21 protein-coding genes are annotated in these 25,085 nt (G+C 48.7%); 5 read left to right on the top strand and 16 right to left on the bottom strand.

Annotated features, from left to right (window positions below; all coding sequences use genetic code 11):
• Nucleotides 1–6 precede the first annotated feature (6 nt).
• The 4 genes from PAEVO_RS04810 to PAEVO_RS04795 all read right to left on the bottom strand — a co-directional run bounded on the left by PAEVO_RS04810 (nt 7) and on the right by PAEVO_RS04795 (nt 2,939).
• Entirely contained in the window at nt 7–513 is a 507-nt protein-coding gene (locus tag PAEVO_RS04810) for a DUF4178 domain-containing protein (RefSeq protein ID WP_100536510.1), read from the bottom strand.
• Nucleotides 514–543: 30 nt separating this feature from the next.
• Nucleotides 544–948, bottom strand: coding sequence for a DUF350 domain-containing protein (locus tag PAEVO_RS04805; RefSeq protein WP_071218177.1), 405 nt, complete (start codon nt 946–948; stop codon nt 544–546).
• Between the two features lie 197 nt (nt 949–1,145).
• Nucleotides 1,146–1,814 (bottom strand): PspA/IM30 family protein, encoded by a 669-nt coding sequence (locus tag PAEVO_RS04800; protein WP_100536509.1) that lies wholly within the window; start codon nt 1,812–1,814, stop codon nt 1,146–1,148.
• A 102-nt stretch (nt 1,815–1,916) separates the two neighbouring features.
• Nucleotides 1,917–2,939: an NADH:flavin oxidoreductase/NADH oxidase gene (locus PAEVO_RS04795; protein ID WP_100536508.1), complete on the bottom strand. Its 1,023-nt coding sequence runs from the start codon at nt 2,937–2,939 to the stop codon at nt 1,917–1,919.
• A 165-nt stretch (nt 2,940–3,104) separates the two neighbouring features.
• Here PAEVO_RS04795 and PAEVO_RS04790 point away from each other — a divergent pair, with 165 nt between their 5' ends.
• On the top strand, nt 3,105–3,953 hold the full coding sequence (locus tag PAEVO_RS04790) for a polysaccharide deacetylase family protein (RefSeq protein ID WP_100536507.1): 849 nt from the start codon (nt 3,105–3,107) through the stop codon (nt 3,951–3,953).
• Nucleotides 3,954–4,046: 93 nt separating this feature from the next.
• Here PAEVO_RS04790 and PAEVO_RS04785 read toward each other — a convergent pair whose 3' ends face one another.
• The 3 genes from PAEVO_RS04785 to PAEVO_RS04775 all read right to left on the bottom strand — a co-directional run bounded on the left by PAEVO_RS04785 (nt 4,047) and on the right by PAEVO_RS04775 (nt 7,105).
• Nucleotides 4,047–4,769: a 3D domain-containing protein gene (locus PAEVO_RS04785; protein ID WP_100536506.1), complete on the bottom strand. Its 723-nt coding sequence runs from the start codon at nt 4,767–4,769 to the stop codon at nt 4,047–4,049.
• Between the two features lie 184 nt (nt 4,770–4,953).
• Nucleotides 4,954–5,676: an amino acid ABC transporter ATP-binding protein gene (locus tag PAEVO_RS04780; protein ID WP_165789607.1), complete on the bottom strand. Its 723-nt coding sequence runs from the start codon at nt 5,674–5,676 to the stop codon at nt 4,954–4,956.
• Nucleotides 5,663–7,105: an ABC transporter substrate-binding protein/permease gene (locus PAEVO_RS04775; RefSeq protein ID WP_098743311.1), complete on the bottom strand. Its 1,443-nt coding sequence runs from the start codon at nt 7,103–7,105 to the stop codon at nt 5,663–5,665. Before PAEVO_RS04775 ends, PAEVO_RS04780 begins: the two co-directional genes overlap by 14 nt.
• A gap of 558 nt (nt 7,106–7,663) precedes the next feature.
• Between PAEVO_RS04775 and PAEVO_RS04770 the strand changes: the two genes are divergently transcribed.
• Nucleotides 7,664–9,412: an alpha-glycosidase gene (locus PAEVO_RS04770; RefSeq protein ID WP_100536504.1), complete on the top strand. Its 1,749-nt coding sequence runs from the start codon at nt 7,664–7,666 to the stop codon at nt 9,410–9,412.
• A 158-nt stretch (nt 9,413–9,570) separates the two neighbouring features.
• Here PAEVO_RS04770 and glgA read toward each other — a convergent pair whose 3' ends face one another.
• Nucleotides 9,571–11,010: a glycogen synthase GlgA gene (gene glgA / locus PAEVO_RS04765; protein WP_100536503.1), complete on the bottom strand. Its 1,440-nt coding sequence runs from the start codon at nt 11,008–11,010 to the stop codon at nt 9,571–9,573.
• A complete protein-coding gene (gene glgB, locus PAEVO_RS04760) occupies nt 11,007–12,983 on the bottom strand; it encodes a 1,4-alpha-glucan branching protein GlgB (RefSeq protein ID WP_100536502.1) in 1,977 nt (658 codons plus the stop codon). Before glgB ends, glgA begins: the two co-directional genes overlap by 4 nt.
• 222 nt (nt 12,984–13,205) lie before the next feature.
• Between glgB and PAEVO_RS04755 the strand changes: the two genes are divergently transcribed.
• Complete coding sequence (locus PAEVO_RS04755) at nt 13,206–14,420, top strand: glucose-1-phosphate adenylyltransferase (protein WP_100536501.1); 1,215 nt, start codon at nt 13,206–13,208, stop codon at nt 14,418–14,420.
• Nucleotides 14,421–14,572: 152 nt separating this feature from the next.
• Here the strand turns inward: PAEVO_RS04755 and PAEVO_RS04750 are convergent, their stop codons facing one another.
• The 6 genes from PAEVO_RS04750 to PAEVO_RS04725 form a co-directional block, all read right to left on the bottom strand.
• Nucleotides 14,573–15,103 (bottom strand): GNAT family N-acetyltransferase, encoded by a 531-nt coding sequence (locus PAEVO_RS04750; protein WP_100536500.1) that lies wholly within the window; start codon nt 15,101–15,103, stop codon nt 14,573–14,575.
• Between the two features lie 193 nt (nt 15,104–15,296).
• Entirely contained in the window at nt 15,297–16,751 is a 1,455-nt protein-coding gene (locus PAEVO_RS04745; protein ID WP_100536499.1) for a sensor histidine kinase, read from the bottom strand.
• Complete coding sequence (locus tag PAEVO_RS04740) at nt 16,748–17,446, bottom strand: response regulator transcription factor (protein ID WP_100536498.1); 699 nt, start codon at nt 17,444–17,446, stop codon at nt 16,748–16,750. The genes PAEVO_RS04745 and PAEVO_RS04740 overlap by 4 nt, the downstream gene beginning before the upstream one ends.
• 3 nt (nt 17,447–17,449) lie before the next feature.
• Nucleotides 17,450–18,748: an FG-GAP repeat domain-containing protein gene (locus PAEVO_RS04735; RefSeq protein ID WP_243390627.1), complete on the bottom strand. Its 1,299-nt coding sequence runs from the start codon at nt 18,746–18,748 to the stop codon at nt 17,450–17,452.
• Between the two features lie 88 nt (nt 18,749–18,836).
• The gene (locus tag PAEVO_RS04730) at nt 18,837–19,556 is read right to left on the bottom strand and encodes a phosphonate ABC transporter ATP-binding protein (RefSeq protein ID WP_100536497.1); all 720 of its coding nucleotides are present in this window, start codon (nt 19,554–19,556) and stop codon (nt 18,837–18,839) included.
• An 83-nt stretch (nt 19,557–19,639) separates the two neighbouring features.
• Nucleotides 19,640–20,821 (bottom strand): MFS transporter, encoded by a 1,182-nt coding sequence (locus PAEVO_RS04725; RefSeq protein WP_100536496.1) that lies wholly within the window; start codon nt 20,819–20,821, stop codon nt 19,640–19,642.
• A 129-nt stretch (nt 20,822–20,950) separates the two neighbouring features.
• On the opposite strand from PAEVO_RS04725, the gene PAEVO_RS04720 reads away from it, so the two are divergent.
• Together PAEVO_RS04720 and PAEVO_RS04715 are read left to right on the top strand one after the other, a co-directional pair.
• Nucleotides 20,951–21,868 carry an ArsR/SmtB family transcription factor gene (locus tag PAEVO_RS04720; RefSeq protein WP_100536495.1) on the top strand — a complete coding sequence of 306 codons (918 nt, stop codon included), beginning with the start codon at nt 20,951–20,953 and terminating at the stop codon, nt 21,866–21,868.
• Between the two features lie 16 nt (nt 21,869–21,884).
• Nucleotides 21,885–22,622, top strand: coding sequence for an HAD family hydrolase (locus PAEVO_RS04715; RefSeq protein WP_100536494.1), 738 nt, complete (start codon nt 21,885–21,887; stop codon nt 22,620–22,622).
• Nucleotides 22,623–22,695: 73 nt separating this feature from the next.
• Here PAEVO_RS04715 and PAEVO_RS04710 read toward each other — a convergent pair whose 3' ends face one another.
• A complete protein-coding gene (locus tag PAEVO_RS04710; protein ID WP_100536493.1) occupies nt 22,696–24,987 on the bottom strand; it encodes a type IA DNA topoisomerase in 2,292 nt (763 codons plus the stop codon).
• Nucleotides 24,988–25,085 lie beyond the last annotated feature (98 nt).

The raw sequence follows: 25,085 nt of genomic DNA, 5'->3' as shown, positions 1-25,085 counted from the left end.
CCACTCCTAAGTCGCCCGGATAACTCGAACGTCCCCCGGTATCACTTTCTCGCCTTCATACAACATAAACCGTCCATTCTGCCATTCAATTCGCAGCAGTTTGTAATCATCCGATTGGTATTGCCATACATGCTGCTCCCCACTTTGAGTAAACGCAGTGCGACCGGTAATCGAAACATGTCCCCCGTATTCCTCTTCCAAATGAAATACATGATCGTCCAAATCGATGATGGAGGGTACCTCATCCGGAGAATCCAGCCGTCCATCAATCGGCGAATACAAGGCATACTGAACCGTCTCGCGCTCTTCGATATGAAGATAAGCAATGGTGCTGCCATCCTGCAGCGTTAAGACGACTGCATTGCGACCGCGATTGTGCACGCGACCCGTGACTTCATAAGTGACCAGAGACACTTCGCAAATATCGCCGGGAGCCAGCTGCAGCATGCTTTTCTCTACCTTGGGCGGCTCCGGCTTACTAAATAAGTTGCTGATTCTTTTCCACGTACTCATCTTTCCTGTCCCCTATCTCCATTATGCGTTCTATAGGCAAGCGGTAATAATTAACGCTCCAACCACATGCAGCGATCCTGCAAACAAGCCGTATCCCGTCTTACCCTCGCGGGTGCCTTTATCAAGGTTCAGCTTGCCGAAATTACGCAGCATGAGCTCTGTCAACGATTCGAGAACCAACAATATGATAAACGAAATGATCGATACCACAATCGCCTCAAGCAGATGATATGATGTTCCGATCGACACGGATAAAATATATCCTTGTGCGAACAGCTTCAGTATCAGTCTTGTGGTTACCGCCATATTACCCGCTTTCACTTCTTCAAGATCGTTATATTTCGTGAACAGGGAATCCACAAACATCAAAACAAACAACAGCAGTCCACCGACAGCTGTCCAAAGCAATACACGCAAGATCATATCAAAATCCATCGCTAAGCCTCCACATTCAACATACGAAAAACTCCTTAAGCCCCGGACTGCATCAATTAAAGACAATCGTCCAAAGGGATGTTCCCCATGTATATCTACTATCAAACAAAAGCGAAGGAGAAGCACAGCTGCATTCAGCCCTGCTGTTTCTCCCTCGCCCCCTAAACTATATACCTGTTAGACCGTTGAATCCGTTTTTACTTGTTCTCGTATTGTTTCATCAAAGCTGCCAGCTCATCCTCAACGACTTTGTCCTTGCCAAGGTTCTCAAACTCATCATCAAGGGATTTTTCACGTGTCGACATTTCATTGCTTGCTTCCGCACGAGCTTCCATAGCGAGCATCTTTTCTTCCATTCGTTTCAAACCGGCAGACGCTGTGTCAGACCCGAATCCGTTCATCGCTTTGTTAATCTCCGTTTGCGCTTTAGCTGCATTATAACGGGCGACCAAAGTTTCACGTTTGTTCTTCATCGCTGTAAGCTGCTTACGCATTTCTTCCAGCTTGCCGCGCAGATTGTCGGCTGCCAGTTTGTTCTGATCGTAGCTTGCTTTGTACTCATCACGTTTGGCCTCGGCGGCCTTCTTCTCTTCCAGCGCGCGGCGGGCAAGATCAACGTTTTGAGCTTGTGCTGCGGTATGAGCCTGCTGTGTGCGTTTTTCGACAAGCGCAGCTTGCTCTTCATAAAGTGCTTTAAAGCGTTTCTCGATGGCAATTTGCGAAGCTACCGCTTTCTCGGCATCCTCAAGATCTTCCGTCATATCCCGAATGTACTGGTCCGTCATTTTAATCGGGTCTTCCGCCTTGTCGATAATGGCGTTAATATTGGACATGGTCAAATCGCGCAATCTTTTAAATATGGACATCGTTCTCTTCCTCTCGCTTTCACTTTTAAATACTGGTATATGATTATTGTTTACGTTCCATGATCCCAAAACGTTTCAAAATTTTTTTAGAAGTTGTTCATTTTAATACCCTCGTTCATATTGCTTGGGAACTTTCTGTCCGCCATCAAGCGCCTTGGCTGCATGAACAGCCCAGTAGGGATCGCGGAGCATCCCCCGGCCAATCGCCACCAGATCCGCTTTGCCTGACAAAATCACCTCTTGCGCGGCATTGTAATCATCCAGCAATCCTACCGCAATAACAGGCACCTTTAACAGCTGCTTGAACTCTGCTGCCAGATCCACCTGATAACCGGGCTTCGCTTCCGGGCCGCCATTGGCACCGACCTGGCCTTCTCCCCCCGAGGAGATATGAAAGATATCGACACCGGCATCCCGGTAACGTTTGCAGATCTCCGCACAATATTGCACATCGTAACCGCCGTCCACATATTCTTTTGCAGATACCCTCATCATGATCGGCATGCCTTCAGGCAGCACTTCCTTAACGGCTTGAACAACCCGCTCGCCGAACAGAGGAAGGTCTTGACCATATTCATCACTGCGCTGATTCGTCAGCGGCGAGTGAAACTGATGAATGAGATAACCATGCGCGCCATGAATCTCAACGGTATCAAACCCGGCTTCAACAGCTCGACGCGCGCCTTCCTTAAAGGCTTGAATGAGCTCTTCCACTTCCGCCCCGGAAAGCACCTTTGGCATTTTGTAATGAGAGCTGAACGGAATCGCAGAAGGGGCTACCGACGGTTCAGCATCCTGCGCTTTTCTTCCGGCATGCCCAAGCTGGATACCGATCTTGGTTCCATAAGAATGCACGTTCTCCACAATACGGCGATAGGCTGGAATCTGATTGTCGTCCCAGATCCCCGTATCCTGATTCGTAATGCGTCCATCAGGATGGACACCTGTCATTTCCACAATAATTAAGCCAGTACCTCCTACGGCACGGCTGACGTAATGAACAAAATGCCAATCATTCGGAATCCCGTCCTCAGCTTGAACGGAATATTGACACATCGGTGGCATAACAATGCGATTCTTGAGGGTCAAATTCTTGAAATTGTAAGGTGTAAACAAGTCTGCCAAGCGATTATCTCCTTCCATATCCAAATGATCAAGATGTAATAAAATCTGATACCGGTTATTATACACCTTTCTGCGGGAAAACTAAAAAACATCGCATTCCATATTGAGGATAATCGCCCGATCAACTGGGCATACCATATTAAAAAGCGAAGGGGGCCGATCGAGATGTTCAAACGATACTGCGCAGGAAGCTGCCTGTTGTGGATCATGTTATTCTTTTTTATGGTGCCGGACATCCCGGCAAACGCGTCCGCTGTACATAGTTTGTCACTTCACCCCCAGGACACTTCCGTCATGTCGGAGTCCGGTCAAATCATGGATCATGCCAACCGCAATAAGACCCAAAATTCAGACGATGCGCCGTCTTTAAGCCAATTGCTGAGAAAATACCCGGATACCTTTCGCTCCAGCGGACCCCGGATCAAACAGATCGCTCTGACCTTTGATGATGTTCCGGATCCCCGTTTTACCGGAAAAGTACTGGACGTCCTCAAAGAGTATCAGGTAAAAGCCACATTCTTTGCAGTGGGGGAACGCGCCAAAAAACACCCCGATCTCGCGAAACGAATCCATGAAGAAGGTCATGCCATTGGCAATCACTCTTATAATCACGCACAGCTGAACAAGCTGAGCCTGGACAAATTCAAAAGCCAAATCGAACGTACCAACACGATCTTGAAATCCCTAACCGGAGTGGATCCTCGGCTAATCCGTCCGCCTTATGGCGATATTAACGAAGAGCAGCTTCAGTGGGCACGCAAAAACGGATACAAAGTCGTGAATTGGAATGTCGACTCTCTCGATTGGAAAGGACTGCCTAAGGAAGAGGTAAAGCGCAACATTTTATCAGCGGTCGGGCCAGGCTCGATCGTACTCCAACATGCCGGAGGTGGCGTGGGGTCGGACCTAACCGGAACGATCGAAGCGCTCCCGGATATTATTGCCGAATTGCGGAGTAAGGGATATAGCTTCGTGACACTCCCGGAGATGTTAGGAGTATCAGAGTCGAGATAAATCTGCATGACATAAAAAGACGGCTGACTGGAGTTTTGCTCCAGACTAGCCGTCTTCCGTATTAGAATTGTTATTTCATGAGGATGAATTGAATTATTCGATAATGAACAATTTGATGTCCTGAATGCCGAATTGCTTCACGGCCGATTGTGAACCCGGAATGAAGATATCAATCCGATTCCCTTTAATAGCCCCGCCGATATCACGAGCTTCTGCTACAAATGCCTTTTTCGGCAGTCCTGGATGCTCATGTCCTGTTACAAGCACCTTGGTGCCGAGCGGAATGATCTTGGGATCCACCGCAATGGTACCGAGCTCAAGGGAATTTCCGAAGTAATCAACGGCGCCCCATTTCCCGTTCTCACTTGCGGCAGCAGAATAAGCAGTCGCCTTGACCGACAATGTTTTGCTGTAATTAAACGTCTTGCCCCATGCCTCCACCACGTTCTTCTCAGGGGAAACACTCAAGGTAGGCGTAAACCCGGAGGCTGGAGCGATGGGTGCAGCAGACGCCGTCGAGTTCATCGATACCGAACCGGGGATGGTGATTTTCAGACCCTGGTATATATTTGTTGCTTTAATCGTCGGATTAGCCTTCATCAGCTTGTCCATGTTAACGCCGTACTGTTTGGACAAGAAATAAAAGGTATCGCCGTTCTTGGCCACATGCACTGCGCTTGCATGCGCCTGCAGTCCCCCTCCGGCAAAAGTCAAGCCAAGGGCAACGGCTGTAATGGTAAACCATTTTGCAGTTTTTCCAGCGATCTTATGGTTAAGTCCACGATTTTTAGTCCATGATTTCATTTGTTGTAACATCTAAAGATGCCTCCTTATATGTAACTTGGTCATTCGGATGTAGTATGTCAACGAACATGAATATATCACAATTTTGTAACCTATACTGCAAGCAATTGTTACCAATAAACAGCAAAAACAGCGCCAATTCCTGAAACAATCAGGTATGGCGCTGTTTTGGTTTGTTACAATGCAGATATAAAAGTTACAAAACCTTACTTAAAAACTCTTGCGTACGAGGATGAGTCGGATGGCCAAACAGCTGGTCCGGCTTGCCTTCCTCAACGATTTTACCGCCATCCATGAACAGGATCCGATCTCCCACTTCCCGAGCAAAGCCCATCTCATGGGTGACGATGACCATCGTCATACCGCCCTCGGCAAGCTTCTTCATCACTTCCAATACCTCACCAACCATCTCCGGGTCCAGTGCGGAGGTCGGTTCGTCAAACAGCATGACATGCGGCTGCATCGCGAGCGCTCTCGCTATGGCAATTCTCTGCTTCTGTCCTCCGGACAGCTGGGAAGGATACGCCTCCTTCTTGTCCTGCAGGCCAACTGACTTCAGCAGCTCGTCTGCAGTCGCCTCGGCTTCCTTCGCCGAGACGCCCTTCACCTGAATGGGAGCGAGCGTAATATTATCAATGACCTTCTTGTGAGGAAACAGGTTAAACTGCTGAAATACCATGCCCATTTTCTCACGGGTAGCATTGATATTGTGATTCTTGGCGGTGATCAGCTCACCCTCGAACGAAATTTCGCCGCTGGTCGGCACTTCAAGCAAATTGAGACATCGTAAGAAGGTACTTTTACCGGAGCCGCTCGGTCCGATGACAACCACCACTTCTCCTTTTGCAATCTCGATGTTAATGCCTTTCAATATGTCCAGCTTGCCAAACGATTTATGAAGATCCTTAACGGTTATCACTTGCACTCAACTTCCTTTCCCAGACACCCAGAAGCTTCGAAAGAACGAATGTCAGTATAAAGTAGATCAGGGCAGCCACAAGCAGCGGATTCAATGCCGCAAACGTCATGCCGCGCAAAATCTGAGCTTGATACATAATGTCCACCACACCGATGAAGGAGACGATGGAGGATTCCTTGATGATGACAACAAACTCATTGCCGATGGCAGGCAAAACGCCTTTTAACGCTTGCGGCAAAATAATGTGGCGCATCGCTTTGCCTTTGGTCATTCCGAGAGAGCGTGCAGCCTCCAATTGACCGCGGTCCACGCCTTGAATGCCGGCACGGAATATTTCAGCCAGATAGGCAGCGCTGTTGATAGAAAGCGTCAAAATACCCGACTGGATCGGTGAGAATTTAATATCAAACGCCGCCAAGCTGTAATGGATAATAAACAACTGGACCAGCATCGGGGTACCACGGATGATCTCAATATAAGCGGTAGCCAAAAACTTAAGGATTTTAACACCCGACATCCGCATTAAAGCGATAATCAATCCGAGAATGAAGCCGAAAAACACACCAAGGGCCGAAATAAGCAGCGTAAACTGGATTCCCTTCGCATAATAATCGCGATATTTCCAGAAAAATTCAAATGTGTTCAGATTCTCTGCCTTACGACCGGCAGCCAGGTCACTGGCCTCGTCGACAAACTTCTGGATCTGGTCATTTTCCTTCAAGCGCTCGAGTGTAGCATTAATGCTCTTGAGCAGCTCTTCGTTCCCTTTGCGAACCCCGATGGCATAGGCATCGTTCTCAGCCGTTGGTTTGGCGTCCGTGATCACCATGGTCGCTTCATTCATATTGGTCTTCGCGATCGGATACTCGGCGAGAACAACATCCACGCGCTCGGATTCCAGCTGCAGCAGCAAGTCCGGGATTTTATCCAGTGATACTACATTGGCTTTCGGGATGGTCTTTGCAATGGACTCCTGAATGGAGCTCTTCTGAACCCCGATCCGGGCTCCCTCCAGGCTTTCAAGCGTGTTGAACTTGAGTGCATCTTCCTTACGAACGACAACCGATTGTTCCGCAGCATAATATGGCTCGGAGAAATCAATGCTTTTTCGGCGCTCTTCCGTCGGATTCATGCCCGATATAACGAAATCCACGCGGCCGCTCGTCAGCTCCGGCAAGAGCGCATCAAAGGAGGTGTCCTTAATTATGAGCTCGGCACCAAGATCCTTGGCGATTTCCTTCGCAATATCGATATCAAATCCGACGATGGTATCCACGCCATCTATCGTTTTATGGAACTCATAAGGTGCATAATCGGCACTCGTGCCGAGAATCACCGTTTTCTTCTCACCCTCCGCATGGACGATACTGCCAAAAGATAGCACGACCACCATGAATAGGGTCATCCACGCTGTAAATTTACGTTTCATATGTCTCGTTTCTCCCCTAACTATTACAAATAGATTCAATCATAGAAAAAATGCAACTGAGTCATTATAAAACAGGATGCATGAATATGCAATTAAAATTCATGGATTTTCAATTTGAGCACAAATGCTTTTTAACTTGCACATGGCGCCTATTTCACTATTTTAATACAATGGTCAATTCATCATACCCCTAGGATTATGTTACTCATGATTCTTTTAACCATTTGGTCAAATAAATTAGAGCGCTGAATCTTTTTAAATTCTATATTGTGGAAATCAGTCGGTCATTTTTAGCATTACGGGCCGTTCGTTTTTTCCTACATATAAATGTACATACAGGACTTTAGAATCACGCATGAAGTGAGAAGAGGATCTGTAGTGAACGCTTTTCCGACGATGCATAAACTATCCGTTCCTTTCCCATCTTATAATAGCGCATAAAATCCCGGCACTTGATAAATGAAGGCCAGCCGGGCTGTCTCTTTCACTCCATGATTCATGCAAGCCAGCAGTTGGTTATTAATTAGCTATAGCTTTACTCATATAGGAGGTGTAACCATGCTGTTAGAAGCACTGTATCATGTTCCAAGAGATAAATGGGCTTATGCATATGATACAAAAACCATTCATCTTCGGATCCGAACCAAGAAAAACGATATTGATTCTGTTGTGGCCATGACCGGCGACAAATATGATTGGGACCGTACGTACTTCGAGATCACCATGGAAAAGGCCGCCTCGGATGACATGTTTGATTACTGGGAATGCGGAGTCAGGCCGAAATACAAAAGACTGTCCTACGGCTTTCGGATTCATGCCGGAGATGAGACGGTTTATATGGTGGACAGCGGAATCGGATGGGACTATCCTTATCCGCCTGCAGGTTACTTTGAATTCCCGTACATACATGAAGTCGATGTATTCAAAGTACCGGAATGGGCTAAAGAAGCCGTGTTTTATCAAATTATGACGGAGCGCTTTGCTAACGGAAACCCTGCCACCAATCCTGAAGAAACCGAGGCCTGGGGCGGCAAGCCGGAGGTGGATAATTTCTTCGGCGGTGACCTGCAGGGCGTACTGGATCATCTGGATGATCTCGTTGACCTGGGCATTAACGCCATTTATTTTACTCCGCTCTTCCTCTCCCCCTCCAATCATAAATATGACACGGTTGATTATAAACAGGTGGATCCGCACTTTGGCGATAATGAATTGTTGAAAAAAGTAGTAGATACTTGTCACGCTAAAGGCATTCGAGTGATTCTCGATGCGGTTTTCAATCACTGCAGCGAAGAGTTCCCTCCCTTTCAGGACGTGCTGAAGCACGGCGAGAAATCCAGATATGCCGAATGGTTTCATGTGAACCAGTTTCCTTGCGAGGTCAAGGATGGCATTCCCAGCTACGATACCTTCGGCTTTTTCGGAAATATGCCGAAATTCAATACGGCCAATCCCGAAGTTAAGGCGTATTTGCTGGGTGTAGCCGAGTACTGGATCAAGGAGATCAATCTCGACGGCTGGCGTCTGGACGTTGCCAATGAAATTGACCATCATTTCTGGCGGGATTTCAGACAAGTCGTCAAGAAGGCCAACCCTGAGGCTTATATCGTGGGCGAAGTCTGGTCGGACTCCTTAATCTGGCTGCAAGGTGACCAGTTTGATTCCGTCATGAATTACCCTTTTGCCGATAAGGTGTTGGAGTTCTTTAACGGCAACATGGACGGGCTCACTTTCGCCAACCGGATCGGCTCGATCCTGATGCGATATCCGCAGCAGACCAACGAAGTGGTCTTTAATCTGCTGTGCAGCCACGATACGCCGAGGCTGCTTACCCGTGTGGGAGAAGATATCCGGCGTATGAAACTCACCGTTGTATTTCTGTTTACATTCATGGGAACGCCGTGCATCTTTTATGGCGACGAAATCGGATTGACCGGGGACGGAGATCCCGATTGCCGGAAATGCATGGAATGGGATCCCAAGAAACGAAACCAAGAGCTGTATAAGTTTTATCAAGGGATGATCGCGCTTCGAAAAAAACATAAGGCGCTGAGACAAGGGCGCTTCCGTTTCCTGCAAGCGAATCTCCATGATCCTTGCATCGTGTACGAGCGTGCGGACGAAACCATGCATTTTATCGTCTGGATGAACAACAGCGACTCCAAACGCACCATATCGCATCCTATCGTCACGACCGATTGGATTGATGCCCAGACCGAGGAGCCTGTAAAACCGGTAAACGGTACGATGCATATCGATTTAGAACCTTATGCATATCGAATTTTATGTCGGCAATTGAAACATTAATAAACTCCACTTATGTGATACACACTCCTAGATCAGGGATATGAAGCCTCAGACCAACTGGCACCATAGCATCCATACCGAGCTTCAACAAGCACACAGGGGTGCAGGGATAGCAGCGTTATTCGGCTATCCTTGCACCCCTGTCTTCTTGTTATGGTTCAAGCGTGTGATTTGGTGATTTGATGGTATATCTCCTGATATTCCTTCGCTGAAACGTTCCAGCTGTAATCCCCGCCCAAGGCGTTCTTGCTCACTTTACGCCAGTGCTCAGGCATGCGGTAAATAGAGGTTGCGCGCCGGATCGTGTTCATCATATCATGCGCGTTGTAATCCTTGAAAGAGAATCCGTTCCCTTCCCCCGTATACTCGTTATATGCATGAACCGTATCGTTCAGTCCGCCTGTTTCGCGGACAATCGGAACACTGCCGTAACGCATGGCGATGAGTTGGCTGATACCGCACGGTTCGAATTTGGAAGGCATCAAGAACAGGTCGCTGCCAGCGTAGAAGCGCCGGGACAACGGTTCATTGAACCGAAGCTGGGCCGACATTTTATTGGGATACCGATTGGCCGCTTCCCGGAACCAATGTTCATATGAAGGGTCTCCCGTTCCCAGAACGACAAATTGAATCTCATCATAGTACAGCAGCTCATCCAGAATCCGGATGACCAGATCGAGTCCCTTCGAATCGACCAGCCGCGTCACCATCGACATCAACGGAATATGCGGGGCCACCGGAAGATTCAACTCTTCCTGCAGGGCAATTTTATTCTGCGTTTTCTTATTCAGGCCGCTCCGGAACTTCATCGCGATGTGCGGATCGGTCGCCGGGTTGTAACTCTTGGTATCAATGCCATTCACGATGCCGCTCAATCTCGAACCTTGGGCTGACAAAAGCCCGTCGAGTCCGTATCCGTAATAACCGGTCTGGATCTCCGAGGCATATGTCGGGCTAACCGTCGTTACATGATCTGCATAGACGATTCCCGCTTTCATGAAATTCACGTTTCCGTAATATTCCACGCCGTCCGCTGTGAAATGGCGGCTGTGGATTCCAAGCAGATCAACCAGCACCTCGTATGGATATACGCCTTGATACAACAAATTGTGGATGGTAAATACGGTTCCAATCTCCGCATAGTAAGGATCATGGCGGTAGACATCTTCAAGAAGCAGCGGAATCATGGCCGTATGCCAATCGTGGCAGTGAAGCACGTCCGGCTGAAAGCCGATAACCGGCAATATCTCGAGGACGGCGCGGTTGAAGAACGAAAAGCGCTCGCCATCGTCCATGTACCCATAAATGCCGTCGCGGCCAAAATAATATTCATTATCTATGAAATAGATCGTGACCCCGTCCTCTACCAGGGATTCGATGCCGCAATACTGCTCGCGCCAGCCTACCCGCACCCGGGTTTCCCCTACATGAGTCATACGCTCCCGGTATTCCTCAGGAATTCCTCGATATTTGGGAAGAACCACCCGAATATCCTCGCCCATGCCACGAAGGGATTTAGGCAAAGCAGCGATCACATCCGCCAATCCGCCTGTCTTGATGTACGGTCCACATTCTGAAGCTGCAAATAACAATTTCAATCCTGCTTCCCCCTTTGATTTCGCTTGGTTCTCCGTGCCGTCTTCTCTGTTACTGCTGCCTCCTTGAGTGAAGCGTCCTGTCGAGCCTGCGATTTTCTGGAACGCGGCTTTTTCTTTAACACGACCATGCCTAACGGAGGCAGCTTGATCTCCAGGCTGTGGGTTTGGCCATGCCAGGCCTTCTTCTCGGCTTTCATATCTTCGTTGTTGACCAGTCCGGAGCCGCCATAATCGGTGTGATCGGAATTCAATATTTCCACGTACTGTCCCGCTCTCGGTAAGCCGATCCGATATTGGTCATATGCCCGGGGCTGAAAATTAATGACGACAATCAGTGTATCGCCAGGTTTTGTGCCCATTCTCATGTACGATAGTACACTCTGCTCATGATCATCGGCGCTGAGCCACTCGAAGCCTTCCCATCGGTGATCCTGCTCCCATAGCGCCTTCTCCTCCACATACATGCGGTTTAACGCTGCCGTATAAGCCAGCTGTTTCCGGTGGCTTTCGTAGTCCAGCAGCAGCCAATCCAGCTGCTCCTGATCCTTCCATTCAATGAACTGACCGAACTCTCCCCCCATAAACAGCAGCTTCTTGCCGGGCTGGGTAACCTGATATCCGAGCAAAATTCGGAGTCCCGCAAACTTCTGCTCATAACTTCCCGGCATTTTATTAAGCAGTGATTTCTTCCCGTGGACGACTTCATCGTGTGACAGCGGTAATGTAAAATTCTCTGAATAGGCATAACAAATGGGAAATGTTAGTAAATTATGATGGGTAGGCCGCTGATCGAATTCTTTCTCCACATAGGACAGCGTGTCATTCATCCAGCCCATGTTCCATTTGTAATTAAAGCCGAGGCCTCCTTCGTGCACGGGTGCCGTAACCCCTGGCCATGCGCTGGACTCCTCGGCCATCATCAAGGCATTCGGGTAATAGCGAAACACGGCTTTATTCAATTCCTGCAGAAAGGATATCGCTTCGAGATTTTCCAAGCCACCATGTTCATTAGGGCTGTATTGACCTTCGCGCTTCTCAAAATCCAACCGGATCATACTTGTCACAGCGTCAACACGAAGACCATCAATATGATACATATCCATCCAAAATAAGGCATTGGAGATGAGGAATGAAATCACCTCTGGCTTGGCATAATCGAAAGACAGTGTTCCCCAGCCCGGTTTCTCTGCTTTTTGCGGGTCTGCGTACTCGTAAAGAGCCGCCCCGTCAAATAGTCGAAGCCCGTGGGCATCCTTGGCAAAATGTGCGGGCACCCAGTCGAGGAGCACGCCAATACCAGCTTGATGCAGCTGATCCACAAGGTACATGAAATCATGGGGACTTCCGTATCTGCTCGTCAGCGCATAGAATCCGGTTCCCTGATACCCCCACGAAAGGTCGTACGGATGCTCAGCCAAGGGCATGAATTCCACGTGGGTATAACTCATCTCCAGCAAGTAGGGGATCAGCTGGTCCGCCAGCTCGCGGTATGTATAGAACGAGCCGTTCTCCTTTTGCCGCCAGGTTCCAAAGTGCATTTCATATATGTTCATCGGCTTGGTGTAGGGGGATTTGTTCTTTCTTTTCCAAGCAGCATCATTCCAATGATAACCAGAGAGATCGGTCACGACCGATGCCGTTGCAGGCCGAATTTCGGCATGAAACGCGTACGGATCCGCCTTCAAGAACGTTTCTCCATACGGTCCGGTGATATGATATTTGTAAAAAGTTCCAGTCTCCATCCCAGGGAAAAACCGACTCCAAATTCCCGAATCGGGCATCCTATATAACGTGTCTTGGGAACCGTCCCAGCCGTTCCAGTCTCCGGCAAGACCCACCTGCCTTGCATTCGGAGCCCACACCGTAAAACGCACGCCTTCTTGTCCATCTTCAGTAACACGGTGTGCGCCCATGCATTGGTAACTGTGATACCAGGTTCCTTCATGAAATAAATACAATTGTTCCGGAGTCATGTTTCCTTCCCTAACTGCTTGGTTCAATCATCGTCACCCGCTTTTTCTTAAAAATCCATATTATTAGTGCTATTACCCCATTCTAACCATGTTGAAAATAAAAAATGTCCCTGAAAAATAATTTTGTAATTTTCAATTTACTTTTTCAATATAATCGTTTCAAACCCCGGGAATGTCGTTTATGTAATGTACAACGTGAAAATACATTGGGAGGGAAACGTGATGAAGAGAAAAGACTGTATTGCTATGCTTCTGGCCGGTGGAGAAGGTAAACGATTAGCTCCCCTTACGTCTAAGCTGGCAAAACCCGCCGTTCCTTTTGGCGGACATTACCGTATAATCGATTTTCCTCTCAGCAATTGTGTGAACTCCGGAATCGATACGGTTGGAGTGCTTACACAATATGAGGCAGAATCATTACACGAACATATCGGTGAAGGCGAACCCTGGGGACTAACACATACAGGACGTGAAGGCATTGCTCTGCTTCCATCCAACAGCACACACCAAGACGGATACTTGGGTACAGCAGACGCCATTTATAAAAACATTCCATACATCGACGATCAAAATCCCGAACATGTCCTTATTCTATCAGGGGACCATATTTACCAGATGGATTACCGCGAAATGCTTGATGCCCACATGAAACAAGCGGCACCTGCCACGATCTCCGTGATGGAAGTACCTTGGGAAGACGCCAGCCGGTTTGGCGTCATGAGCGTTGATGACAATCTCAATATCATTGAATTTGCCGAAAAGCCGGCAGAACCACAAAGCAACCTCGCCTCGATGGGCATTTATTTGTTCCGTTGGGACTATCTGAAGCAGCACCTCATTGAAGATGCGGCTGATCCAAACTCCAGCCATGATTTCGGGAAGGATGTCATCCCTAAGATGCTGGTCGGAGAAGAATCACTGCTTGCGTTTCGCTTTCAGGGCTACTGGCGCGATGTGGGCACTGTTGAAAGCCTCTGGGAAGCCCATATGGATGTGCTTAGCCAAAACGAGCTAGTCCTGGAGAGATCCGATTGGCCTATGTATACCCGAGCATGGAAGACCAAACTGGCGGCGGCGCGGAACCGCAATACGGAACACACAGACTGCTTGATTCATGACCAATGCACCTTCGAAGGAAAAGCCAAGAGCTCCGTTATATTCTGCGGTGCGGAGATCGGCAAATACTCCATCGTCAAGGACAGTGTGGTCATGCCGAATGCCAAAATCGGCAAGGGCGTCCATATCGAGCATGCCATCATCGGTGAGGGAGCGATCATCAAGGATGGAGCGATTGTAAAAGGGGCTCCCGGCAACGTTGTAGTTGTTGGACCTTACGAGGCCGTGCTTCCGAAACCAACCATTCGTACCCAGCCGTCCCGACTGCTTCAGGATGTATACGAAAAAGGACGCTTGCGGGCTAATGTCTCTTCATCTTAAACGAGTTTCTTCAACAGAATATTAGCTCTGAGATAAATCCCTTCAGACTTTTATACAAAAAAGCGATCCGTGACGGATCGCTTTTTCTCATGTATCGTGCCCTGCTGACTGTATCTCAAGCGCATGCGACTTAGGTTTTGTAACACGTAAAATTATGAAATAAAACGCTTCTCATATAAATTCACGAAGCGACCACCCATATCCTGCTCAGCCACGAACTGAAATCCTTGGCGCTGATAAAATTGGTTCAGCGTCGGCAGATGGGATACGCAATCCAGCCTGAAACCCTGTTTACCCTTGGATAACAAATACGATTCTGCAAAAGAAATCATCTTCGTTCCAAGCTCCAGTCCCCGATAGAAGGCGCGTACGGTCAGCCGATGAAGATAACCATAGGCCGGATCGTCCCGCTCTCCCCAATAGGCTGGGTCTCCATACTGCAGCGTGAACATGCCGATGGCCATGTCTTCATGCCACAGAATAAACACTTCACGCTCCGCCAGATACTGCTCCATCAAGTCCAAGGAAAAGAGCGATGGACTCCACTGCTTGCGCCCTTGCTGTTCCATCACCTCCGCCGCTTCCTTGAGAAGCGACAGCATCTCCCCTGCCTGTTCTGCTTCAGCCCGTTTTAATTCAAACAGACCTTGCTCAGTAGAAAATGTTGCTTCTGTGTCCCCCACTTTCGCTCTCCCCCTTTTAACAGCCCCACAAAGTGGAGTCTATGCTTCGAAACTTATTCCAAATACTTTGCCGGGGCCCCAATACAATACCCCACAAAGTGGAGCCTATGCTTCAGAATTGCTCACGCTTCGCTAGAAACTTTTGAATTCTGTTAATCTTTAGAAAAAAGCTTTGCCGGTAACCCGGCAAAGCTTATACTGTCGGTCCGGCTTCGTCATCCTCACCGTTCTCTAATCCGCCGGCCATCGGTATTTTCCCTTCAGGCAGCGGCAGCTTGACGATAACGGATGTTCCGTGCCCGAGCTCGCTTTCCATCTCCATCGTGCCTCCATGAAGCTCAATGAGCTGCTGTGTAATCGCGAGACCCAGTCCCGTTCCCCCGTTCAGCGGATTAACCTGGAAGAACCGATCCTTTACCCTCCGCAGGTGTTCGTCCGATATGCCAATACCGTGATCCTCCACGGTTACGACAACAAACTTGTCTTCCATAGCGAAGGACAGGTTGATTATGCCGTTCTCATGCGAGAATTTAATCGCATTGTCCACAATATTCAGAAACACCTGCTTCAAGCGGTTGGCATCCCCATAGATAATCGGTTTTTCGTCGGTCTCCAGTTTGATCTGGATGCCCTTCTTCTCAGCCTTGGTCCACAGATTGAGCATAATCTCTTGCAGAAGCTCCCGTAAATTCACGATACCCTTCACAAGTTTCATCTCATTCTGCTGGAGCTTGGAGAAGTCGAGCAGTTCTTCAACAAGACCGATCAAGCGATCGGTTTCCTTCGTAATAATCTGCATCCCGATCTTCGTTTCTTCCGGATCATAGCCGCCGGAGTCGAGCGTTTCACTCCAGCCCTTTATGCTTGTAAGCGGAGTCCGCAGCTCATGCGAAATGGATGAAACAAAATCATCCTTCACCTGGTTGCTTCGAACAATCTCCTGCGCCATGTAGTTCAGGGTTGACGATAACTCGCCAAGCTCATATTTATAGTCGCCTTTGATTCTCACGTTAAACTTGCCCTTGGCCATCTGGGCGGATACCGTCGTAATGTTGTTGAGCGGCTTTACGATGGAGTTGGCCAGCCCAATGCTGAAGGCAAGCACTAGCGCTAACACGGCCCCTCCGATGCTGACGGCAAACAGTGTGATTTTCATCAGTTTGTCGTTAATGAACTCAAGCGAAGTCACATAGCGAAGAATGTAGGTTTTCTCAAAACCGTTCGAAACGGTTTGGGATACGGCCATAACGATCTGCCCCGTACCTTGCTGCTTGCCAATCCAACGGCTCGTATTGCCTGCAAGCGCTTGGGTGACATCACTGGTATTGATGGTCTGTTCTATTTCGAAGCCGGTAGATGTTGAGAGCACTTGACCCGCCGGATTCAGAATTTGAAGCTCCGTTGTATACAATTCAAAATGGCGAACCATCTCGCTCAGCTGGTTGACGTTGTCCGACGAGGTCAGTCGAAAGGGCTGATAGAAATCGTTGGCGGTATTAATATGATTCACAATGTGATTGTATACCGTATCGTAATAATACGATCGTAAAGCGATTAGAAATATAACCTCAATCAGCAGCAAGGCGATGAACACTACCAGGAAGTAGTGCAGCACGATTTGCCGCCGAATGCCTTTTTTGATGATCATTGTCCCTGACCCTTCCATTTATAGCCGTGTCCCCATACCGTCTGGAGGTATTCCGGCTCGGAAGGATTGCCTTCGATTTTTTGGCGCAGTCTCCGAATGTTCACGTCCACGATTTTGGGGTCACCCATATATTCTTTGCCCCATACGTGATCGAGCAGCACATCACGACTAAGCGGCGTGTTTTCTTTCTCCAGGAAAAACTGCACCAGCGAAAATTCAGTAGGCGTCAGCTCCACCGGCTGCCCGTTCTTCTTAAACTGCTTGGAGATCAAATCCAGCGTAAAGGGACCTGATTGAAATGATACCTTGGCGGCTCCCGCACGCTGGACATTCACCCTCCGCAGCAGAGATTGCAGCCTGGCGATTAACTCCGTCGGACTAAACGGTTTGCTTACGTGGTCGTCGGCTCCGACGGAGAGAGCATACACTTTATCCTGCTCCTGAACTTTTGCCGTCAGAAAAATAATCCCGATCCGCTCGTTCGTTTCCCGAATTCTGCGGCATACTTCAAATCCGTCAATCCCCGGTACCATGACATCAAGCAAAGCGATATCGATATCTGGCGTCGTTTGCAGCATACGAAGGGCTTCGTTGCCGTCCCCAGTCTCCAGAACTTCAAAGCCGTTTCGTTTCAGATTAATTACGATAAAACTGCGGATAGATTCTTCATCTTCTAATATGAGCACTTTACTCAAGGTCTAGTTCCCCTTTCTTTCGATAGGAGCCACATTATTGCTGTTTGGCTTTTTATCTTTTTTACTCAGTTTCAGATCGCCATGACTTCGGTAAGCAATCACGCGGTTTTTCTCCTTCACCAAAATCTCCCAATCGGATTCGGCTTTCTCCCACTGGGCCGTCGAAAAGAATTTAATCTCTGCAACGGACTCTCCCGTATCGGTCATGACAAAGTTTAAATAAGCATTTTTGTTGGATTCCGGCGTGATGGTAATCTTATTGTACATGTCTGGCGGAAAGTCCAGATAGAAGTGATTGTTCATATCGTAGTACCTTTGGAGTACGAATTGAAGCCCTTCTTTTTCATTGCTCTCCCGTACCTCTCCGTCCCACTGGAAGTACGTGGTGAAGAACGGGATCTCATCCAGGATAAGCCGATCTTCCCAGCCGCTTGGCCTCATAAGAACACCAAACTCCAAAATACCGTCATCATTCACATCTTCGCTCTCGACAGGCAGCTCCTTGTAGGTAAGCAGTTCATCCTGGAGGACGTCAATAAACTGGTTTTCCTCCATAATAATGAGCTTGGAATAAGAAGAGCTGGATACAACCGAAGCGTCCAAGATGATACCTTCTTTGTCCTTGGCCACTTTACCTGCGACAACATTGTAATAACTTTCGATATTCGGTCCCAGTTCCAGCTTGTTCAGCTCGACAAAGGCGTCCTCGAATTTGTCATATTGATAGGTGCTGATATACGAGAGCTCTTTCTGCTGAAGATAGACAACCGTAATATCGTTGATCTTATCCCCGTTCATGTCTCCGATATTAAAGTGTGTATATGGCAAAGCCGGTATTTTTTCGAGCGAATCCCCGGAGAATGAATACACAGCAAGCAGGTTCTGAAGATTCTCTTCGCCGCGGGAGAATCCGGCTACGATATCGACCTTGCCGTCATTCGTAAAATCGACGAAATCAAACGACTCCAATACCGTCCCTTCTCCATCGAAATCAAGCTTCTTCACCCATGTATCGCCTTGCTGCTGCATGATCATGCCATGGATCTTCACTTCATCGTCCGGCGTCTGATAGAAGACGACCGCTTCCATGATCCCGTCGTTGTCCAGGTCATGAATACGGATGGAACTGCTATCCACGTCACTTCGCGGCCGGATAATGGCACCGGCATTCAGCTTTTTCTTCAGAAGCGCAGATTGAATGGCGCCATTCAGCGTCGCTTTATCCGTCGGTAAATCCGGTCGCTTCATTAAAGACACCGGGTCCTGAATAAACGTGCAGCCGCTTAGGATAAATAGTAACAAGCCTGCCAAGAGGGCTTGCATCACTCTATATTTCAATAAGTATCAACTCATTTCTATACATTCACCTGGCGTCTTTGGTGATCGATAATTACAGTCTTGACTTCTCGCCATGGGTTAAACGTCTTCCGGTCACATCCACGGCCAGTTCTCCGCCGGATAGACCCATGATCCGGGTGCAATACTTCTCGGCCAGCTCCAAGGGAATCACGGTAAATACAGTTAAACGTTCTTCCTCGCACAAGGTTTTAAGTGTCTTCAATACATGCTCGGCCGAAGCCGGATCAAGTCCCGTGACCGGCTCGTCCGCCAAAATCACCTTGGCACCATGAACGAGCGCGCGGGCAATCGCAATCCGCTGCTTCTCGCCGCCGCTTAACTCGCCGGCCTTTCGTTTGGCCTTGTCCAACAAGCCCAGGTGCTCAATCGTATCCATAGCTCCCATATAATCATCAGACCGGACCATTCCGGTTACCATCCGCCACAGCGGTGTTTGGCTGGATTGTCCGATCAATACATTCTTAAGCGCCGTTCGATTCACATTCAAGGACGGGTTCTGCTCAAGATAAGCCCATTCCCGGCGAATTCTCCGTTTTCCCGCAGGATTCATCATATCCTCGCCATCAATCGTTAATTTGCCGCCGTCCCATTTTTGCTGCATGGATAGACAGCTCATCAACAAGCTTTTCCCGCTTCCGCTCGCACCGATCAGACCGATCATTTCCCCGTGCTCCATCTGAAAAGTGATATCCTTTAACACCGGTGTGCGTTCAGGACCCATCGTTTTCTTCAGCCGATCCACTTTAATCATGTTATCGTCTCTCCCGTCAAGTGCATATTCCTACTCTCTAGTTTAGAAGAAAGCGAAAGCAATTGCCATGAGAACACACATTCCTATTTTTGTGTTGATGCTGTTGTGACTTTAAACCATAATCCCGTACACGCAAACAGAATATACAATCCACCAAGCAGAACGAAGATCCCTCCGTTCCACCCCGTTTCCATGATAGCGCCCCCCGCATTCGGACCTGCTATGCTGCCCGCATTAAAATGGAAGGAAGCCACGACGTTGGCCGCCGGCAGCAGCACTCTGGGAAGGATATCCGCCGCATAAGCCAACCCGAGGGAGAAGAAGGATCCAACCAGGCCGCCGGCCAGCGTTAGTAATAGTAAGGTTGCCCAGAAATTCGTTCCTGCTGCAGGAATGAGCAAGAAACAGCACCCGCCCACAATACCGGCGATTGTCAGCACCCGTTTGCGTCCGAATTTATCACTCCAAATGCCGAGGGGAAGCTGCAGCACCAGACCGCCGATGCCGACAAAAGGAAGCAGTGCCGAAATTTCGCCCAATGTAAACCCGCTTCTTAGCCCGTAGACCGGGAAGTTGCTGTTAATGCCTGCTTCCATATATCCGTAGAGGAACGCGGGAATCAAGGCAAACCAGGCCAGGCGGTAGCTTTTGAGATAGCGTCCAGCCGGCTGCTGCTCCCCATTCTCGTTTTTTTCCGGCTTCAAGTTCGGAAGTTTAAAGAGCACGATCAACAGAATGAACAAGAACAGCACGGCCAGAATGATAAACGGTACCGCCTCGCCATACTTTAGCAGCGGAATGCCCAGCGGCCCTATACTGAATCCCAAACCGTAGGACATGCCGTAAAAGGATATGCTTCGCCCCCGGTTCTTAACCGTTGACATCATCAGCACCCATAGCTGTGCCGCATAATGAAGTGCGCTATCGCCAATACCCACGAGCACGCGCAGTAGAAACCAGACGGCCACGCTCGGAATCAACGGAAAAGCGACCAGCGACAGCATTACCATCACAAGTCCCGAAATGATCAGTTTTTTGAAACCGACCCATCCGAGAAGTCTTTCCGCAACGAGCGTCATGGCAAACGAGCCTACATATAGCGCCGCCGCGTTCAATCCGTTCATGGAGGATGAGATACCCATCCGTTCCAAAAAAATAGCCAGAACCGGTAATAACAGTCCCTGACTTAAACCTGCCGCAACCACGACGGCAATTAAAATGAAATAATGAGTTCTCCCCTGACGGGGGGTTACAGCTTCTGTCACTGAAATATAGTCCTCCTCTAATGTGAAAAAACGATGAATTTAAACAGCCAAATGAACATTATAGTGGACAAGCCCAATCCATACAAGCCATAATAATAACAATGCCATCAATTGGGAGGGTATCCGTTAATGAAATATAAAGTTAGTATCGATGTCTCTATGGTGTACGAGCTGCTAGGCAGCTTCATGATATATGCAACAAGGAAATGGACCGATAATCTGGATATCGGAAAACAGCTGATAACGGAGATGGACGAGCGTTTACCTCAGCCTGTTCGTGTCCAGTTCAGTCGAGCCCGTTCATGGCCACTCGGAGATTATGATGTGTTATACGCTTTGATCATGCTTCGGGGAGAACACCTTGAAATCCCGGATTTTCTGAACTGGATCGAATCTTCCGCCGTGGAAGAGCTGCATGACCTGCTTCAGCCTCACTTGCCGTCTCTCTCACTGGATGAAACATCTAGAATTCGAGAAAACTATACACCGCTGATGAAGCTTTGGCACGAGCACTACTTCTCGGAAGTGGAGCCTGACCTGTACCAGCTTCTGGAAGAAGATGCCGAAGAGAAACGAATGCTCCTTCCGAAAATGGACGACGAAAACTTGATCGAATATGCCTCAAGCGGGGTTATACTGGATGACGTGCCTCAGGAGAACGTAGTCTTATTCCCGGGCACGCATTTCCGGCCGATCAATACCTATTGCTTCTATGAGAACGTACTCCTGCTGCAGTATCCTATCGATATCCCGGAAGAAGAGGAAGATGAGCCGCCCGTCGTTCTCCTCCGCATGACCGAGGCTCTCGCGGACCCTGAACGCCTGCGTCTCCTGCGATATATTGCAGATGAGCCGAAGGCCGTGTCCGAAATGGCGTCCGAGTTGGGTCAGCCTTATGAGGAATTGATGCACCACTTGATGATATTGAGGGCGGCAGGCTTGCTGCGCTCCCATCTGAAGTCCGAGAATAACGAAAGATTCAGCCTGCGGCCGGATGGGGCTGCCGAGCTTCAGATGTTCCTGGAGACTTACATTCGACTTTCATAGCAAGAAGGAGTGAACCATGAGTAAAACATCGCAGCATATTATCTTCGACATGGATGACACATTAGTACATTGCAACAAATATTTCAATCTGATCCTCGGTGATTATTTCGAGTGGATGACCGAATGGTTTCAACATGTTGGCTTGACTACTGAAGAAGTCCGGACCAAGCAAATGGAGATCGACGTAGCCGGCATCGATAAGCTGGGATTTGCAAGTGCGAACTTTCCCCAGTCCCTTATCGATACGTATCATTATTTCGGCCGCATTCACGGAAGAGAAAGCTCGCGCAAGGAAGAGAAGCTTCTCTACGAGTTAGGACTCAGTGTGTATGAGCAGGAAATCGAAGCCTACCCCGGCATGGTCGAGACGCTCGAGAAGCTTCAGGAGGATGGACATTGCCTCCACCTCTATACAGGGGGCGAGACCAGAATTCAGAAACGTAAAATCGAACAGATGAAGCTGGCCGATTACTTCAAAGACCGTATCTACATTCGCCAGCATAAAAACATTTCGGCATTGGAAGAAATCCTCACGATGGGGACATTCTCCCGTTCCGATACGTGGATGATCGGCAACTCGCTTCGCACGGATGTCATTCCGGCGCTGACGGCTGGCATCAACAGCATCTATATCAAACAACAGCGCGAATGGCAGTATAACCTGGTCGAGCTGAAGCAAGAGCCGCATAATGTGTTATATACCGTTTCGGCGCTGACCGAAGTGCCCGAGGTTATTGAAGAGCATTTGGATTAATCAAAATAAACCGAGCCGAAATCAAGGAGCAACTCCCTGATGGGCTCGGTTTTTTATTTAACACTGTGCCGTCTCACGATTTCACGGCTTCACTCGAGTCCTCTGCCTGAACAGCAAGCTTTCCGTTCCCTTCAACAGCTAGGACAATCCTGCCTTTATACGTGCTGCCGTCCTCGTTTTTAAAGGATAATACCTGGGTCTTGCCTTGAAGCAGCAAGGATTTCAGCATCGCATGCGAAACTTGTTTACCGGCAAATTCCTTCCAGATGACATAACTGCAGCCGGTTTTGAAATTGGCGCAGCCATAACCTTTGCGACCTTCAATAATATGCCCTTCACATCCGGGTCTAGGGCATCGGCCTAACGAAGAGCGTACGGACGACGCTTCGCTTGAAGTAGAGGCATCTGATTTCGGAGTCCGCTTAGCCGCCCCCTTTTCCTTGTCACGCGAGGTTGCGGCAGCTTTTCCCGCACTTCGCTTCCCTCTGCCTTTGGACTTGTCCTCATCCCCGCCGAATAATGACGAAGGCGCCGGTCGCTGCGAGGATACCTTATTGATGATCGAAATGGTAAACTTCTGCACGTTTTGCATGAACACGTCTGCGGAAGCCTCGCCCTTGGATATTTGGTGAAGGCGACGTTCCCATTGACCCGTCATCTCAGGCGAAGCGAGTAATTCTACGCCTGCATGCCGGATCAACTCCACCGCCGTCCTTCCTTTTTGGGTAACGGTGATTCTTTTGCCCTGCATCGTAATATATCCGACCTTCTTCAAGCGCTCGATGGTCGCTGCCCGGGTTGCCGGCGTTCCCAGCCCGCTGTCTTTCATCGCATCCCGAAGAGCTTCATCCTCAATGGATTTTCCGGCACTCTCCATCGCCTTCAGCAAGGTTCCTTCCGTATAACTCTTGGGCGGTTGGGTTGCCTTTTCTTTCACTTCGGATTTTTTGCAATGTACCGGCTTATCGGGAAACAGATCAAAGGAACGGTCGTTCCATTCCTGGGTCTCCTCTTCCTCGTCCTCTTTCCCCTTCTTGGAAGATTTGGCTTTCTTCTGCTCTTTGTCCTGGACAATCAGCACCTTCCAGCCAAGCGATAGCAGTTCCTTGATTCCCGTCTTGAACGTTTCCCCCTCTACCTCGGTGAGCACCGTATGCTGCTTATACATCGCCGGCGGGTAGAAATGCGACAAGAACCGGATGATGACCAGATCGTAAATATGCTGCTCTTCCTTGCTGAGTGTGCCCGGACGCTTCAACGTCGGCAAGATGGCATGGTGATCCTCCACCCGCTGCGGATTACATACCGCTTTATTGTTAATGTGCACCCGGCTAGGATCTGCTCCTTCAGCCATCGAAGCATAGGAGGTTGATTTCAACATATGAAGTGCCTTGTGCATGCCTTCGATATTCTGTTCATTCACATAATTGGAGTTGGTACGCGGATATGAGATCACCTTATGACGCTCATACAACGCTTGCGCAAGATCCAGCGTTTTTTTGGCAGAGTATCCGTATTTGGCATTGGCTTCACGTTGAAGAAGGGTCAAATCATACAATTTGAACGGATATTCTTTCGTTTCTTTGACCTCATATTTGGTGATAACCCCATTCTTCCCATGAACCTTAGATGCAATCGCCTCTGCTTTCTCCTGTGATGTCAGCCGCTCTCCCTGCCATGTTCCGTTATACTCCAGCTGCTCTTGTTTAAACACGGCCTTCACATCGTAAAACGTTTGCGATTCGAAGGCTTCGATTTCCTTCTGTCGATCATAGATTAGAGCCAGAACCGGCGTCTGGACCCGCCCAACCGATAGTAATGTCTGATGACGGGTTGTAAAGGCACGCGACGCATTCATGCCGATCAACCAATCGGCTTCACTGCGTGCGCGCGCAGCTTGCGTTAAATTCTCGAATTCAACCCCATCCTTCAGCTCCGCGAAGCCACGGGCGATGCTTTCCGCCGTTAAATCCGAAATCCATAGTCTTTTTACAGGCTGTTTCAATTTTAATTGCTGTTGGATCAGAGCGAAAATATATTGTCCTTCTCGCCCCGCATCACATGCGTTTACGATATGGCTGCAGCGCTTGGCGACCTCTCCAATGACCTTCAGCTGATCCTTGGTTTTCGGATTCGGGATGATTTTGAATTGCTCCGGAATGATGGGCAGGTCCCGTAAATTCCAGCGTTTGTACTTCGGATCATATGCATCCGGCTCCGCTAGCCCAACCAGATGTCCGATAGCCCAAGTTATGATATATTGCTCACCTTCAAGATATGTACGGTTATTCTTGGCCCGCGGCTCGATGACCGCAGCGATGTTCCGTCCCATATCCGGCTTTTCGGCAATGACCAACGTTTTCAAATGACATTCTCCTCCCCGATGAGTAACCATGTCGCGGTGGCTAACTCCAAAAAGGACTTCGCTCTCGCGAAGTCCTTTTAACTACTATTAGTATGATA

This window comes from Paenibacillus sp. GM2FR (assembly GCF_002803325.1).
In the GTDB taxonomy this organism is placed as follows: domain Bacteria; phylum Bacillota; class Bacilli; order Paenibacillales; family Paenibacillaceae; genus Paenibacillus_AQ; species Paenibacillus_AQ lautus.
Note: the sequence above shows the minus strand (reverse complement) of the source record. Positions and strands in the feature narration are given on the sequence as shown.